The following is a 15,236-nucleotide window of genomic DNA, read 5'->3' on the forward strand; positions in this document are numbered from 1 at the left end:
GCGTTGCCCACCGATCAGGAGCTGCTGGACATGATCGCGAACGAGATCAATATCCGTCCCCGGCGGTGTTTGGATTCGTGGTCCCCGGTGGAGGTCTTTAATAAACTACTGTCCGATGAACAACTTGCTTAGGCGACTTGACACTGCCGCCGTTGCCGGACCATCTGCAGGAGGTTGTAGCGCGCATCACAGGGTAGGTGGAGTGTGCACTAGGATGAGCCAAGTCGGGAGACGGTGCCCAGGGTTTTCTCGTGGCCACACACGCGTGATGGGTGCTGCTGTCGCTGAGACTGCGACTGCCCGGGGCGTAGCGGCCCGCGAGACACCTCTCGTGTGGGGTTCGTCGGTCGCTACGCCTCGGCGCACGGGGTACCGGTGTACTCCCCCGGGGTAATCCTTGCCCTGCGGGCGGATGTCGCGTTGGGGGCGTGGCAGCCAGCAGAGTAGCGCTGCTCAGACGCGACGACGCCCGCAGTCCACGACGTCGGTGGCCTGCGGGCGTCGGAGGAAATTTCCAGCCATAGCCGCACGCTGCGGGGCGGGGAGATGTTTTACTTGTCGTCCTCGGCGATGATGACCTCAATGTTGCGCTCCCGGAGAGCGTCGACGAAGGACTGCGGGGCACCCTTGTCGGTGATGACGACGTCGATGTCGTCGAGGGTGGCGAAACTCACCAAGTAATCGCAGCCCATCTTGGACGCATCGCACAGGACGACGACCTTGCGGGCGTTGATAATCATGGCGCGCTTGACCGCAGCCTCCTGGGAATCGGCCGTCGACAGGCCATGGTCCAGGGTCAAAGCGTTGGTGCCGATAAACGCAACGTCAGCGCGCATGAGCGCCAGCGTGCGCAGCGCGGTATCGCCAACGACCGCCTGAGTAATCGCGCGCACGCTACCGCCCAGCAGCTGCACCTCATCAAGACCCGCGGACGCAAGATTGAGCGCGATGGGAAGGCAGTTGGTCACGATCGACCAATGACGCGCCTGAGAATTCTGAGAGATCAGATCAGCGAAGGTCGACAGGGTCGTGCCCGCGTCGAGGAACAAGCCGCCGTGAGCCTGGGGGAGAAACTGCAATGCGGCGTGCGCGATCGCGTTCTTCGCGGAGGATGCGGACTTCGATCGTGCATCGACCGTAAACTCCGTCGTCTGGAAATTCTGGCTCGCAACAGCGCCACCGTGGACACGGTGCACGGTGCCCTCTTGGTCGAGGATCGCCAAGTCACGGCGGATAGTCTCGGCGGTGACGTTAAAACGAGACGCCAACTCAGTGACGTTGACGCGCCCTTCGACAGCGGTCAACGAGGCAATTTGGCGGCGGCGCTCCTCGGCGTACATCGTGTGTTCTCCTTGTATAAGTGCAAAGTCATAAGTAGGTGACGAGATGCGCAGTCTAGCGTCAGACTGCCCGCCACAGAATCGGTGACATTCTCATTCGGGTGAAAACAGTAACCGCACGCCTGCGATTCTGTCCGAACCCACCTACCAGTGTGTCACGCTTGCCCGGTTTTTTGGGCATGTTCAGACACTTTTTTCGCCAACTTTGGCGGGCAATCCCACAGACCCGGGCATCTGTCTTGGGAAGATGCTGGCGTCGCCGCAGCTAAAAGCACAGATTCGTGCCCGGTTTTTCCGGCGCCGGCGCGGCGGGAAGAGGTAGGAGTTTTTCGCCACTTCACCCCCGAATGGGTGGAGTTGACGATGGGGAGCCGTCGCCGTGATCCTCGTCGCAGCTGCAGTGGGGTCGTCGAAGGGGAGTCTGTGAGGCGGGTGGCGTGGTGGCCATCCAAGCCTGCGGGGTGCTGCCTTCGTTATGGGCGCATGACGAAGGCCCCGCAGTGTGCGGGGCCTTCGTGGGCGAGGGGGCGCTTAGAGTTTGCGGATCACGGAGACGACGCGCCCAAGAATCTTGGCGTTGTCGGCCTTGATGGGCTCGTACAGGGCGTTGTGGGGGAGCAGCCACACGCCGGTGGAGTCCTTGTGGAACTCCTTCACGGTTGCCTCGCCATCGAGCATGGCGGCCACGAAGTCGCCCTGCTGGGCCACCTTCTGGGAACGGACGACAACCCAGTCGCCGTCGAGGATGCCCGCTTCCTGCATGGACTCGCCGACGACCTTAAGCATGTACAGCTCACCCTCGCCCACGATCTCCACGGGCATGGCGAAGTACTCTTCGATGTTCTGCTCGGCGAGGATCGGGGAGCCTGCGGCGATGCGGCCCACCACGGGCACGTACGAGGGATCGTTCGCGTCTTCCTTGAGTTCCTTCTTGGCCCGCTTCCGGCTGGGCCGGATGTCCTGGGGCAGGGAGCGCACGTTCACAGCACGCGGCTTGTTCGGGTCACGCCGCAGGAAGCCCTTCTTCTCCAGCTCCTTGAGCTGGTACGCCACCGAGGACGTGGACTGCAAGCCCGTGGCGTCGCCGATCTCACGGATGCTCGGCGGATAGCCGCGCAGCAACACGGCGTCGTGGATGACTTCGAGGATGCGGCGCTGTCGGTCGGACAGGGTCGAGATGTCGGGGTTCTTGACGCTCATGAACGGTGTGCTCCTTGGATTCGGTGCGGGGGCTGGCCGGGCCTTATGGCATTGAGTACCCATCTTAGCCATAGTTGCTGGTCGATTCATTCGATTCTGCCAGCACTGTGGACAACGAGGGGGTAGGCAGTGTTCGAACCTTCTCCGGTGTCGATGTTCGACGACTTCCCTGTGGGGAGTTTCCCTCGATCCTCGTCGAACGTTCGAGGTGGAATATTCGAAGCCTGCGGCCTGTTGCACCTGACAGTACAGGAAAAGTCCGCATGATGCGAGCGAACATTCGAAAAATCGTGTTCGATTTTGTTCGAGCGCGCGGGCTGTGTTAAAAATCGAACAGGCAAGCGTTGCTCGAACATGGCGGCGAGTTGCTTCGAACGGATCCCGGGGTCGTCTCTAGGATTCTTCAAGCGCTCACAGTTGCGAGGTTGGAGTAAATCAGCCGCTCCGTGCGCCGCTGCCACTGATCGTTCTCTTCTCGAGTCTCTTCTCTTCGGACTCACTGGCTTCAAGTAAAGGAATCCTTTTGACTGCACCGACTATGACCCCTGCTGCTTTGTCCCGCACGGCTGTCTTCGAGCCCAGCCAGGTGCCTGCGGTGCGCGCTGTGAGCTCCGTGCGCACCACCACGGTGCACCACCGTGAGCCGGTCGCAAGCGAGGGGGAGAAGCGGCGCTTTTCCTCCGTTGTGCTCGGCGGCTTCTTTGGTGCCCTGCTCGGCCTGACGCTGCTCGTGTTCGGGCCGACCGAGCAGGAAGCCCCTCAGCCCCCGGCCGGGTTCCAGTACATGTCCTCGGTGGCTGCCCAGTAGTAGCAACCGGGCCCATCGTTGCCCCGCGGGTGGGGCGCGCCTCAGACTTCCCGGTGATTGCAGTACGACGTACCGCTGCAGTCACCGGGACTTTTTCTTTTCGCTGTGACCCGGTTGTGGGGTGAACTGCGGGGATGCCGTGTGGCGTGGCGGCGGATTACTGTGGGCAGCGAGCCCAGGCGCATCCTCTTGTGCCCTCGGTTGCTTCGCTTCCAGTGTTGTTCGCCTCAGTGAAAGGTGTCAGGTCGGCCGCCCAATGTACTGCCCGTTTTGTCAGAACCAGAATTCCAGCGTGATCGACTCCCGCGTGGTTGACCGCGGCGCGGCGATCCGTCGCCGCCGGGAGTGTCCGAAGTGTGGGGGCCGTTTCACGACCGTGGAGAAAGCGATGCTGCTCGTCGTCAAGCGCAACGGCGTGACGGAGCCGTTCTCCCGCGACAAGGTGATTCAGGGTGTGCGGCGCGCCTGCCAGGGCCGTAACGTCAGCGACGACGCGTTGAAGCGCCTTGCACAGGAGGTGGAGGAAGCCATCCGCCTCAAGGGCAGTTCGCAGATCAACGCCAACGACATTGGTCTGGCGATTCTCGATCCGCTCCGGGAACTCGATGAGGTGGCCTATCTGCGGTTTGCCTCTGTGTACCGCAGCTTCGATAGCGCGGAAGACTTCGAAAAAGAGATCCGCATGATGCGGCGCGCGGCCCGCTCTGCGATGCAGTAGTAGGGCGTCGCGCCCCGCTTCATGGTGCAAGGTGCACCACGGACACGCGCCGCGGCGTGTCTCAGTCGTGTGGGGGACGAACCGCGGCGCCTGTGGTGCCAGTGGGGTGTTAGCGGAGTGCCGCGATGGCTTTTTCGATGCGGCGAGCGCTGATGGAACCCGCTGTACCGAGCCGTTGTGCGAAGAGGCTGACGCGGAATTCTTCGATCATGAACCGGATGTTCTTTACAGCGGCCGACTTGTCGGCACCCGCCGGCAGCTTCTTCAGTGCCTGCTCGAGGGCATCTTCGACGTCGGCGACCTGCTCGGCGAGGTCTTCATCGCGGTCGGGGTCGCGGTCCATGTCGTCGAGGCGGATCTTCATCGCCTCCAGGTAGCGGGGGAGGTGCCGCATCCGATCCGCACCCATCGTCGCCAGGCCCTGTGGGGGTAGCAGGCCGTCGAGTTGGCGCTGCATGTCCTCGATGGCGGGGCCCGACCATCCAGCGAGTTCGTCGCGGAGATGCGCGTAGGTCACCAACGCCGGCGCGAGAGCGACGACCATCTGCCGCACCCGCCCAGGGGTCTCCTTGGCGATGATGTCTCGCAGCTGCGCGAAGGCCTCGGGGTCGCGCACGGGCCCGCCGTGGGCCATGAGCGCATCGCGAATCGCGGCCACCCGCGCGTCGGCGACGAGTCCATCGGCACCGCCGTGGGGGTAGTTGTCCACCGCGACGCGCTGCGTGAGCGGCAGCCCGTTGACCATTTTGTTCGTGGGCACCTGGATGCTCCTCAGCAGCAGCGTCAGGGTTGCCGTGAGCTGGCTGGCGTCCGCGGCTGCCTGGGTGGGGAAGGCCTGGACGGCCACGCCGTCGCCGGTGGCGACGAGCGCGGGGTAGGTCGTCAGGGCCTGACCATCGACGGTGGTGGTGAGCTCCCGAGGAATCGTGCCAAGGGTGGCGGCAGTCCACTCGGAGGCGCTGTCGTGGTGGACGGCCGCGCCGACCTTCTTCACGCTGCTGGAGATGTGGCGCGCGTTGCGCTGCTTGAGCTTCTCGATCGAGCGATCCCGGTCAATGATGCGGCCGCGCTTGTCGACGGCGGCGAACGAGGGCCGCAGGTGCGCGGGGAGCGCCTCGGGGGAAAAGTCACTGGCTTCGATGCCACGCGCCCCGAGGGTGCGCAACTGTTCGGCGAGCTGCTGCTCCACGGTGCCGACGTAGGGCTTCATGGCCGGCAACACCCGGGCGGCGAACGCGGGCGCGGGCACAACGGTGCGCCGCAGGGCTTTCGGCAGGGTGCGGATAAGTTCGGTGAGGAGCTCCTCCCGCAGGCCGGGCACCAGCCAGCGGAATTCTTCCTCCTGGATGCTCCCCAGCAGCGGCACCGGCACCCGCACGGTGACACCGTCGTCGTCGGCGCCGGGCAGGAAGTTGTAGTCCAGGTCGAACACCACATCCAGCCCGCGGTGGTGCCACTTGTCGGGGAAGGCGGATTCCTCCACCTCCTGCGCGCCGGCCTTGATGAGCTTGGAGGGGTCGAAGTCCAGCAAGTCCGGGGTGCGCTTGGACTCCTTCTTCCACCAGCGGTCGAAACGGGGGCCAGTGGTGATGGTCTCCGGCAGGCGGGCATCGTAGAAGTCGTAGAGTGTGTCGTCGTCGACGACGATGTCGCGGCGACGGGCCTTGTTCTCCAGTTCCGCAGCCTCCGCCAGCTTGGTGGCGTTGGCGTGGAAGAACTTATGGTGGGTGTTCCACTCGCCCTCGATGAGGGCATGCCGGATGAACATGGTGCGGGCCCCGGCGGGGTCCGCCACGTGGTACGGCACCTGCCGGTCCGCCACCAAGGCCACCCCGAACAGGGTGGTCTTTTGGCTCACCATCGCTGCGGCGCGCTTGCGCGACCAGACGGGGTCGGAGTACTGGTGGCGCAGCAACTCGCCGCCGAGTTCTTCCGCCCAGGCGGGGTTGATGCCGGCGACGTCGCGGGCGAACAGGCGGGAGGTTTCCACCAGCTGGCCCGCCATGACGAACTGTGGCGGCTTCTTCGCCACCGCGCTGCCGGGGAAGATCACGAAGCGGGAACCACGGGCGCCGGCGTATTCGCGAGTCTCCGCCTGGCGCAGACCAATGTGGCTGAGCAGGCCCGCCAGCAGTGACTGGTGAATGAGGTCGAGGTTGCGGGCATCCGGGTCGTAGGCCCCGTAGGTCCAGTCCAGGTCGTCGATGATGCTGCGCAGCTGTCGCACCAGGTCCCGCCACTCCCGGATCCGCATGTAGTGGAGGTATTCCTTTTTCATGCGGGTGCGGAACTTGTTGCCTGTGAGTTCGGCGCGGGTGGCGTCGATGTAGTCCCACAGTTTCAGCAGGCTCGCGAAATCCGAGTGGGGATCTTTGAAACGCGCGTGCATCTGGTCGGCCTGTGCCTGGTAGTCCAGGGGGCGTTCGCGCACGTCCTGCAGGCTCAGCGCGGCGACGATGATGAGCACGTCCGCCACACAGCCCCGGTGGTGTGCCTCGACGAGCATGCGCGCCAGCCGCGGGTCGACGGGGATGCGCGCCAATTGCCGCCCGATGGGGGTGAGCGTCGGCGCGCCGTGGTCCTCGCCGGGGGCCAGCGCGCCCAGTTCGTGGAGCAGCAGCAAACCATCCCGGATGGCTTTGTGATCCGGGGCCTGGACGAAGGGGAACTCCTCAATGTCGCCCAGTTTGAGGTTCGCCATCGCGAGGATGACGCTCGCGAGGTTTGTGCGCAGGATCTCCGGGTCGGTGAATTCGGGGCGGGCGAGGAAGTCGGCCTCCGAGTACAGGCGGATGGCGATGCCCTCGGCGACGCGGCCGCAGCGCCCGGAGCGCTGGTTGGCGCTGGCCTGGGAGATCTCCTCCACGGGCAGGCGCTGCACCTTGGTGCGTGCGGAATAGCGGGAGATGCGTGCGGTACCCGTGTCGACGACGTAGCGGATCCCCGGCACCGTCAGCGATGTTTCCGCAATGTTGGTGGCCAGCACGACCCGGCGCCCCGAGTGCGGGCTGAACACCCGGTGCTGCTCCGCATTCGACAGTCGACCAAACAGGGGCGTGATTTCCAGGCCCCGGAACTTGCGGGCCTCAATGGCTTCCATGGCGTCGCGGATATCGCGCTCGCCGGGGAAGAAGCACAGGATATCGCCGGGGCCTTCCTGCATGAGCTCCGCGATGGCGTCGACCACCCCCTCGGTGGGGTCGATATCGACGACGCCGTCGCCTTCCTCGCGTTCCAGCGGGCGGTAGCGGATCTCCACCGGGTAGGTGCGCCCGGAGACCTCCACGATGGGGGCAGGCGTGCCGTCCGGGGCGGCGAAGTGGGCGGCGAAACGCTCCGGGTCAATCGTCGCCGAGGTGATGATCACCTTGAGGTCGGGGCGCTTCGGCAACAACTGCTTGAGATAGCCCAGCAGGAAGTCAATGTTGAGGCTGCGCTCGTGCGCCTCGTCAATGATGATCGTGTCGTAGGCGTTGAGGAAACGGTCGCGCTGCATCTCTGCCAACAGGATGCCGTCCGTCATCAACTTCACCGCGGTGGTGTCGGAGACCCGGTCGTCGAAACGGATGGCGTAGCCCACGGTCTCACCGATCGGCTGCCCGAGTTCCTCGGCGATGCGCTCCGCCACGGTGCGTGCCGCCAGGCGGCGCGGCTGCGTGTGGCCAATGCGGCCCCGGACGCCGCGGCCCAGTTCCAGGCACATCTTGGGAATCTGGGTGGTTTTTCCCGAGCCCGTTTCGCCGGCGATGATGACCACCTGGTGGTGGGCGATCGCGTCGACGATCTCGTCGTGGTAAGCGGTGACCGGCAGCTGCTCCGGGTAGGTGATCTGAGGAATGTGGTCCCGGACCCGCTGCAGGCGGGCAAGGTTGTCCCTCATGTCGCGCTCGATGGCGTCGAGCGCCGCCTCCGAGCGGGCCTTGTTGATTCGGGACTTGAAGCGCCGCACCTCCGACAGGCTGACCTCGTCACACAGGCTCGCTAAGTGCACCTTGCGCTCCGCAACGGCGGGCGACAACGGTTCCTGGGCGCGCTGGTGCGTGCCGCGACTGCGGCCGCGGCGGCGGCGTTGCTTCTCGCCCCGCGTGGAGGGATTCGCCGCCCCGGGGTGGGGCGACGACCCCGCCGCGGACGGCGACGGGGAGGGAGTGGGGGTGGGGGAGGAGGAAGCGGAACGCCTAGTCATAACAAGCGGTCATCTTAATCTGCCGCAGGCACTGGGCAGTACCCGCGACAACGTGACCGCCGCACCGGCTGCCGCGGGCTGCGGGCTGTGCCCGCCGACGGGAAGGTGCCCCAAGCTCCTGCGCAACCATGCCTGAACACGCTAGCCTGTGAGGGATACCTTCTCGTCGTCTGCCCCTCATGTACCCGCCGGTGGCGCGCGACGCGTGTTTGTCCCTGATTCGAGGTGGAGAGCAATGACCCTGCCCCCATTCCCCCAGAACGGTGCTGACGGCACCCCGCCGCAGGATTCTTCCGGCGGCTACAGCCCCTTCGGCGATCCCACCGATGCCGGCCGCGCCGCCGCTGACCGCTACGGTGCCACCCCCGCCCCGGGCGCTCAGCCCTGGGCGCCGCCCACGGCACCCCAGCAGGGGGCGTACGGTGCGGGGCCGGTCGGCTACGTGCGTTCCGAGTGGGAAAGCGCGCTGCGTATTGTTCGCGGCGACGGCACGTTCCGCATCAAGGAGTCCTTGACGATGGGTGCGGTGCAGTTCGTGCGCAACCCCTGGGCGTATGTGCTGTTGGTCCTGTGCATGTCCGCGGCGTTCGTCATCATCGGCATCATCGGCGCCACGGCGATTATTTTCACGCTGCCTGATGTCGGCTGGAACGACACTCAGGAGCTCTTGCGCGATCCTGATCTTGCGCACTTCCTGCAGCGCGCGCTCAATGCGATTATGGGCTTCGGTGTGCTCATCTCGCTGATGATTGCGCTGTTCACGCCTCTTACGCAGAACGTGGCGCTGCGCTCGACCGCCGGGGAACGCGTCACCTTGGGCACCGCAGTGCCGAAGCGCCGCTACGGCACGACCGTCTGGGTGATGATCATCCTGCAGCTGCCGCTGTTGGTGATCGTGGGTGTGGCGTTGTCGGTGCTGTTCTCGGTGTTGGTCAACCCGAGTTCCTGGCCCGCATTCGTCGATGGTGACGCCCTCGTCGGGGAGGGGGACCCCACGGGATTTTATGGGCTGACGGTTGTCACCCTGCTGGTGCTCGGCGGCGTGCTGTTTATCGGCGTGCTGCTGAGCCCGTTGCTGCTGTCCTGGCGGTACCTGCCCATTGTGTGCGACATCGGCGTGTGGGAGTCGTTCACGCTCTCGCTGCGCATCGGGGTGAAGAACTACTGGCGCCTGCTGGCGATGATTCTGCTGGGCGGGGTGGCTGGCTGGGTTGCGGAAAGGATTTTCCCGCTGACGACGTTCATTCCCTCGCTCGTGTTTGAGTACGCGACGGCGCACGCGGTGCAGCGGGCCGCCGGGGCGGAGTACGCCACCCTGGAGCAGGGCTTGATCTAGCAGGCGAGGACGACGCGACGACGCCGCGCCCCTGATGCCCATGCAGCACATGGGGACATCGCCGGGGCGCGGCGTCGTCTGTGTGCGGGGCCTACGCGCTGGTGCTCTCTGAGGCGTCCGTGGCCTGGTTGTGCGCGCGGTTGGTGAAGGCGCGCTGGGCGATGCTGCCGATGCGCTCGAACTCGTCGGCGCGGCCGGAGGATCGCCGGTAGCACAGGCCGACAGTGCGGGAGGCGTTGACGTCCTCGGCGAAGCCGGCGACGGCCAGCCCGGGCCGAGAGGTTTCCACACCGATCGCCGATTCGGGGATGAGGGTGACACCCATGCCGCCGGCGACGCACTGCATCACGGTTGCGAGGCTTGCTAGGCGGGTGTCGGAGACGGCGTTGCGGGACTGCAGGTCTGCGGAACGGCACAATTCGACGACCTGGTCGCGGAGGCAGTGCCCGTCGTCGAGGAGCAGCAGTTTGTCCCCGGACAGGTCCGGGATCTCCAGATCGGTGCGGCCGGCGAACGCGTGGCCGGTGGGGCAGACGACGGCGAATCTTTCCTCGTAGAGGGGGACGGTCTCCAGGCCGGAGGAATCCACCGGCAGCGCGAGGATGGCGACGTCGATGCTGCCCTCCCGGAGGCCGTCGACGAGGTGGGCGGTCTGATCCTCGACGATGCGCAGGTGCACGTCGGGGAGTTCCTCGGCGACGATCTCGAAGAAACAGGGCAGAAGGTAGGGGGCGATGGTGGGGATGATGCCGAGGGTGACCGGCCCCATGAGTCCGCCGCCGACGCCGTGAGCCTGGGCGAGGAAGCGGTCCGCTGCCTCCAACGTGGCGGTCGCGAAGGGGAGGAGTTCGCGACCCGCCGGGGTGACGATGACGCGGCGTGTGGAGCGCTCAATGAGCTGCACCCCCAGGCCGGACTCCAAACTCACCAGCGCCTGGGAGAGCGAGGGTTGGGAAATGCCGAGTTTGTTGGCTGCACCACCGAAGTGGCGCACCTCGGCGATGGTGACGAAAGACCGCAGCTGGGCCAGCGTCGGACGGTACGCTTTATTGCTCATGCCTATGACTCTACATGACGCGCGAAGCTAACACCTCTTGACAGTCGTGGGATGCCCGGGCATACTGACTTGCAAGCCACATCACGAAGAAAAAATTCTCATCCAAACGGTGCGACGCCACCGCCTCCACCACGCACAGTGTGCGAGCGGCGGCGGTGGAACACCCGCCCCACACGCGATCGATATGCCGTGGGACGGGTGGGGAAAGCAGCACCTCTTCTTCACCTCGGGTCGAGGCGACACGCTTTGTCCGAGAGTTTTGCGGCAACCACAACACACTCCAGGGCCACCAGGCCTTGGTGTGCGACACACCGTTTCCATCTGCCACATCTTTTGAGGAGATTTCCATGGCACTGCTGACCATCGGCGACAAGTTCCCCGAGTTCAAGCTCACCGCTCTCAAGGGCGGCGACCTCCACAACGTGGAGGCCACCCAGCCGGAGGATTACTTCGAGACCGTCACCAACGAGTCCTACCCGGGCAAGTGGCTGGTCGTGTTCTTCTACCCGAAGGACTTCACCTTCGTGTGCCCGACCGAGATCGCCGCTTTCGGCAAGCTCGACGAGGAGTTCCAGGACCGCGACACCCAGATCCTGGGCGGCTCCATCGACAACGAGTTCTCCCACTTCAACTGGCGTGCCACCCACCCGGAGCTCAAGGGCGTTCCGTTCCCGATGTTCTCCGACATCAAGCACGACCTGATCCGTGCCCTCGGTGTCGAGAACGCTGAGGGTGTCGCCGACCGCGCCACCTTCATCATCGACCCGGACGGCATCATCCAGTTCGTGTCCGTCACTCCGGACGCCGTGGGCCGCAACGTCGACGAGGTCCTGCGCGTCCTCGACGCCCTGCAGTCTGAAGAGGTCTGCGCCTGCAACTGGCAGAAGAACGACCCCACCAAGAACATCAACAAGATGGAGCAGCTCCAGGAAGGTCTGAAGTAACCTATGTCTCTCGATAACCTCAAGGGCTCCCTGCCGGAGTACGCCAAGGATCTCAAGCTCAACCTGGGCACCCTGTCCCGCTCCACCGAGCTCACCGAGCAGCAGCTGTGGGGCACCTTCCTCGCCACCGCCGCCGCCACCCGCAACGATGCGGTGTTCTCTGAGGTCGCCGACGAGGCCAAGGAGCACCTCTCCGAGGAGGCCGTCAACGCCGCCCTGGGCGCTGCGACCATCATGGCGATGAACAACGTCGCCTACCGTGCGAAGGAGTTCCTGGGCTCCGAGTACGCTCAGGTCAAGATGGGTCTGCGCATGAACATCATCGCGAACCCGGGCGTCGACAAGGCTGACTTCGAGCTGTGGTCCCTCGCCGTGTCCACCATCAACGGTTGTGAGGCCTGCACCGCGGCCCACGACAAGACCGTGCGTGGCGAGGGCCTGACCAAGGAGCAGGTCTTCGAGGCCGTCAAGATTGCCGCCACCATGCAGGGCGTTGCCCAGGCCGTTGCCATCGAGGCCGCCCGCTAAAACACGTTGCCGCGTAGGTGCCTCGGCACCTCTACGCCAGTCGTGAGACAACCCCGCCGTCGTGAAAGGCCCCGCGGATTCCTCCGCACCAGGGCCGGTAGCGATAGCGGGGTTGTCTGCATGTGTGGGGCACAGTGACGTCTTCTGCCGCGTCGTGTGGGGACACAGCGGGCGCAGGGGAGAGGCCTTGGTGCTGCAGGAGGGCGCGCGTGGGCGCCCAAGAGGCGTGGCACACGACGACGCGCGCCCCACCATCTCCACGCCAGGCGTGGCGTAGCGGGTGGGGCGCGCGAAAGATACGTGTGCGGCGAGGAGCCGCAAAGGGGGTTAAGGTTTAGGCCACCGCGTCGGTGTCGACGGTCATGAGCGCATCGCCCACGTTCACCTCGGAACCGAAGCGCAGGTCCCCGAACTCCGCGGCACCGCGATCGGTGTCCATCGCAATGACCAGGACGGCGGGGTCAAGGTGCTTGGCCACGACATCGTCCGGGGTGTAGCGCACCATCGGCTGGCCCTCGGTCACCGTCTCGCCCTGCTCCGCGAGGAGCTCAAAGCCCTCGCCCCGCATGCGGACGGTGTCGATCCCGCAGTGCACCAGCACGCCCAAGCTGCCCTCGGTGAGGATGACGAAGGCGTGGGGCATGACGCGCACGGCCTTACCGCTGCAGGGGGCGCACACGGTCACGGGAGCGCCGGGGGCGGGGTCGATGGCCACGCCGTCGCCGACGGAGTAGCTGTTGAAGACGGGGTCGTGGATGTCCTTGAGGGATTTGACCGTTCCGGGGCAGGGGCTAGAGATGGCAACCATGGTTAGTCCAAAAGATCCTTAATGTCGTCAGCGATGAGTTCCGCTTGCGGTCCGACGATGACTTGTACGACGTCGCCGGAGACGATCACGCCTTTGGCCCCCGCGGCGGTCAGGGCCGCTTCATCAACCGTGGAGGGGTCGATGACGACGGTCCGCAGGCGGGTAATGCATCCTTCGATGTCGTCGACGTTGTCAGCGCCACCCAGGGCGGCGAGGAGGATGGCAGGGTCGAACGTGGTCATGAGCGTGATGCCTTTCTGTGTCGAGCGTACGGGACGTGTGGCCCAAAAGGTGGTGTCCGACCGTGTGTGGAAAATCTCACACGGCCATATCGTGGGGTTTTGTTGCACTCCGTGCGGCGCGGCGCGCCCGCGAGCGAGGCGGCTTCCCGCCAGGGGCGGGCGGCGTGAACCTCTTTACCCGGGGGTGAATCGTGCTGTGTGGTCGCAGCTGGTGCGCCGCACGGGGTGCTCCTAGGAGAGAAGAACTGGTTCTAACCACTGAGTGTAGTGGTTGACAGAAGTCTGCGCGTGGATATCCGCCGAATGGGGACTGTGAGCAAAAAATCACTATCTGCGCATGTGACGCGCGGAGGAGGCCGTGAAGCGCCCATGAACTGCAGGGATGTAGGGCTCGGTGGGGTGGTGCGATGATGTCGACCACTGTGGGAATTACCCCTATGTGGGGTTGCGTGGTCTGATCTTTTCTCAAAATCCCTGCCGGGGTCTCCGTATCGGTGTTAGGTTGAGGGTGTTCCCATAGTGATGGTTATGACCACCACGCGTGTGGGGTGCGCACCGCTGAGTGCCGCCCCCGCACACTCGCATTCACCCGCCGTGGAGCGCTCTCGTCGTCTTCCCCAGACTCACCGCGTGCGCGCCCCGCCGACGCCGCCGGCCGGGCGCACGAACGACAGCTCTCTTCGCTGGTGACACGCACGCCGCACCTCACTCACCCTGCTGTGAGGTGGGGGCGGCGGTGCACGTGAAGATCAAGGAGTTGTTCACCAATGACTTCCGAGAAGTCCACCAACAAGGTGCTGGTCTATTCCCAGCGCCTGGGGCGTTCCCTCATGCTCCCCATCGCCTCCCTGCCCGTGGCGGGCTTGCTGCTCCGCCTCGGCCAGGACGACATGCTCGGCCGCTGGGCCGAATCGAACACCGTCATGGCCTGGGTGTCGACCATGTTCAGCGCCGCCGGCGGCGCCCTGTTCGACAACCTGCCGCTGCTGTTTGCCGTCGGCGTGGCCATCGGCTGGGCGAAGAAGGCCGATGGGTCCACCGCACTTGCTGCCGTCGTCGGCTACCTGGTGCTGGCCAACGTGTTTTCCGGCATGAGCCCCTTCGTCACCGGCGACGACGGTGAGCCCATCAAGTACGGCGTCCTCACCGGCCTGGTCGCCGGCCTCGTCGCCGCCATGCTGTGGCAGAAGTACCACCGCACCCGCCTGCCTGACTGGCTCGGGTTCTTCAACGGCCGCCGCTTCGTGCCCATCATCACCGGTTTTACGATGGTGCTGGTCTCCATCCCGATGATGCTCATCTACCCGGCCTTCAACGCCGTCCTCAACGGCGCCTCCGAGTGGATGGTGAAGTACTCCGAGATCGGCGGCCTGCTCTTCGGCTTCGTCAACCGTCTGCTCATCCCGCTCGGCCTGCACCACCTGCTCAACTTCACCCCGTGGTTCATGCTCGGCAGCTTCACCACCAGCGACGGCCAGGTCGTCAACGGCGATATTGCCCGCTTCATCGCCGGCGACCCCACCGCGGGTACCTTCATGACCGGCTTCTTCCCCGTGATGATGTTCGGCCTGCCGGCCGCAGCCCTGGCGATCACCCGCGCCGCCCGCCCGGAGATGCGCCGCTACGTCGGCGGCGGCATGGTCTCCTTGGCGCTCACCGCCTTCCTCACCGGCATCACCGAGCCCATCGAATTCGCCTTCATGTTTGTCGCCTGGCCGCTCTACGTCGTCCACGCCCTGCTCACCGGCACCTCGCTGGCGGTGTGCAATGCCCTAGGCATCCACGACGGCTTCCTGTTTAGCGCCGGTGCGCTGGACTACCTGCTCAACTTCGGTATCGCACAGAAGCCGCTGTTGTTGTTGGTGGTCGGCGTGGCCTACTTCGCGATCTACTACGTGGTGTTCTACCTGCTCATCACGAAGCTGGATCTGAAGACCCCGGGCCGTAACCCGGAGGAGGACCAGAAGGTCATGGAGGACCTCACCAAGGCCTAACCCGCCTCCCTCATACGCTGTGGACCCCGCACCAGGTGGATGGTGCGGGGTCCACAGTCATGCCGGGGTGCGCGG

General features: G+C 65.2%; 12 protein-coding genes. 6 read left to right on the plus strand and 6 right to left on the minus strand.

What is annotated here, in order from left to right; translation table 11 throughout:
* Window positions 1-551: 551 nt before the first annotated feature.
* Window positions 552-1,340 carry a DeoR/GlpR family DNA-binding transcription regulator gene (locus C1Y63_RS11000; protein ID WP_106016500.1) on the minus strand — a complete coding sequence of 263 codons (789 nt, stop codon included), beginning with the start codon at window positions 1,338-1,340 and terminating at the stop codon, window positions 552-554.
* 531 nt (window positions 1,341-1,871) lie between these two features.
* Window positions 1,872-2,540: a transcriptional repressor LexA gene (lexA, locus tag C1Y63_RS11005; protein ID WP_233195696.1), complete on the minus strand. Its 669-nt coding sequence runs from the start codon at window positions 2,538-2,540 to the stop codon at window positions 1,872-1,874.
* Between the two features lie 523 nt (window positions 2,541-3,063).
* Between lexA and C1Y63_RS11010 the strand changes: the two genes are divergently transcribed.
* A complete protein-coding gene (locus C1Y63_RS11010) occupies window positions 3,064-3,348 on the plus strand; it encodes a hypothetical protein (protein ID WP_146128946.1) in 285 nt (94 codons plus the stop codon).
* A 256-nt stretch (window positions 3,349-3,604) separates the two neighbouring features.
* Complete coding sequence (nrdR, locus tag C1Y63_RS11015; protein WP_106016503.1) at window positions 3,605-4,066, plus strand: transcriptional regulator NrdR; 462 nt, start codon at window positions 3,605-3,607, stop codon at window positions 4,064-4,066.
* Between the two features lie 109 nt (window positions 4,067-4,175).
* Here nrdR and hrpA read toward each other — a convergent pair whose 3' ends face one another.
* A complete protein-coding gene (gene hrpA / locus C1Y63_RS11020) occupies window positions 4,176-8,252 on the minus strand; it encodes an ATP-dependent RNA helicase HrpA (RefSeq protein ID WP_106016504.1) in 4,077 nt (1,358 codons plus the stop codon).
* Window positions 8,253-8,487: 235 nt separating this feature from the next.
* Here hrpA and C1Y63_RS11025 point away from each other — a divergent pair, with 235 nt between their 5' ends.
* Window positions 8,488-9,588, plus strand: coding sequence for a hypothetical protein (locus C1Y63_RS11025; protein WP_106016505.1), 1,101 nt, complete (start codon window positions 8,488-8,490; stop codon window positions 9,586-9,588).
* A 91-nt stretch (window positions 9,589-9,679) separates the two neighbouring features.
* On the opposite strand, the gene C1Y63_RS11030 is transcribed toward C1Y63_RS11025, so the two are convergent.
* Window positions 9,680-10,645 carry a hydrogen peroxide-inducible genes activator gene (locus C1Y63_RS11030; RefSeq protein ID WP_106016506.1) on the minus strand — a complete coding sequence of 322 codons (966 nt, stop codon included), beginning with the start codon at window positions 10,643-10,645 and terminating at the stop codon, window positions 9,680-9,682.
* Between the two features lie 347 nt (window positions 10,646-10,992).
* Here C1Y63_RS11030 and C1Y63_RS11035 point away from each other — a divergent pair, with 347 nt between their 5' ends.
* Both C1Y63_RS11035 and C1Y63_RS11040 read left to right on the plus strand, forming a co-directional pair.
* Window positions 10,993-11,589, plus strand: a complete 597-nt coding sequence (locus C1Y63_RS11035; protein WP_106016507.1) for a peroxiredoxin — start codon at window positions 10,993-10,995, stop codon at window positions 11,587-11,589.
* A gap of 3 nt (window positions 11,590-11,592) precedes the next feature.
* Window positions 11,593-12,117, plus strand: a complete 525-nt coding sequence (locus C1Y63_RS11040) for a carboxymuconolactone decarboxylase family protein (protein ID WP_106016508.1) — start codon at window positions 11,593-11,595, stop codon at window positions 12,115-12,117.
* Window positions 12,118-12,451: 334 nt separating this feature from the next.
* Here the strand turns inward: C1Y63_RS11040 and C1Y63_RS11045 are convergent, their stop codons facing one another.
* Both C1Y63_RS11045 and C1Y63_RS11050 read right to left on the minus strand, forming a co-directional pair.
* Entirely contained in the window at window positions 12,452-12,925 is a 474-nt protein-coding gene (locus C1Y63_RS11045; RefSeq protein WP_106016509.1) for a PTS glucose transporter subunit IIA, read from the minus strand.
* 2 nt (window positions 12,926-12,927) lie between these two features.
* Window positions 12,928-13,167 (minus strand): glucose PTS transporter subunit EIIB, encoded by a 240-nt coding sequence (locus tag C1Y63_RS11050; protein ID WP_106016510.1) that lies wholly within the window; start codon window positions 13,165-13,167, stop codon window positions 12,928-12,930.
* A 767-nt stretch (window positions 13,168-13,934) separates the two neighbouring features.
* Between C1Y63_RS11050 and C1Y63_RS11055 the strand changes: the two genes are divergently transcribed.
* Window positions 13,935-15,161: a PTS transporter subunit EIIC gene (locus C1Y63_RS11055; RefSeq protein ID WP_106016511.1), complete on the plus strand. Its 1,227-nt coding sequence runs from the start codon at window positions 13,935-13,937 to the stop codon at window positions 15,159-15,161.
* The last annotated feature ends 75 nt before the right edge of the window (window positions 15,162-15,236 follow it).

The organism is Corynebacterium sp. 13CS0277 (assembly GCF_002994655.1).
In the GTDB taxonomy this organism is placed as follows: domain Bacteria; phylum Actinomycetota; class Actinomycetes; order Mycobacteriales; family Mycobacteriaceae; genus Corynebacterium.

Coding starts and splice junctions, on each gene's coding strand:
- C1Y63_RS11040 (WP_106016508.1), top strand. CDS start 11,593: ATGTCTCTCGATAACCTCAAGGGCTCCCTGCCGGAGTACGCCAAGGAT.
- C1Y63_RS11025 (WP_106016505.1), top strand. CDS start 8,488: ATGACCCTGCCCCCATTCCCCCAGAACGGTGCTGACGGCACCCCGCCG.
- C1Y63_RS11030 (WP_106016506.1), bottom strand. CDS start 10,645: ATGAGCAATAAAGCGTACCGTCCGACGCTGGCCCAGCTGCGGTCTTTC.
- lexA (WP_233195696.1), bottom strand. CDS start 2,540: ATGAGCGTCAAGAACCCCGACATCTCGACCCTGTCCGACCGACAGCGC.
- hrpA (WP_106016504.1), bottom strand. CDS start 8,252: ATGACTAGGCGTTCCGCTTCCTCCTCCCCCACCCCCACTCCCTCCCCG.
- C1Y63_RS11045 (WP_106016509.1), bottom strand. CDS start 12,925: ATGGTTGCCATCTCTAGCCCCTGCCCCGGAACGGTCAAATCCCTCAAG.
- C1Y63_RS11000 (WP_106016500.1), bottom strand. CDS start 1,340: ATGTACGCCGAGGAGCGCCGCCGCCAAATTGCCTCGTTGACCGCTGTC.
- C1Y63_RS11055 (WP_106016511.1), top strand. CDS start 13,935: ATGACTTCCGAGAAGTCCACCAACAAGGTGCTGGTCTATTCCCAGCGC.
- C1Y63_RS11050 (WP_106016510.1), bottom strand. CDS start 13,167: ATGACCACGTTCGACCCTGCCATCCTCCTCGCCGCCCTGGGTGGCGCT.
- nrdR (WP_106016503.1), top strand. CDS start 3,605: ATGTACTGCCCGTTTTGTCAGAACCAGAATTCCAGCGTGATCGACTCC.
- C1Y63_RS11035 (WP_106016507.1), top strand. CDS start 10,993: ATGGCACTGCTGACCATCGGCGACAAGTTCCCCGAGTTCAAGCTCACC.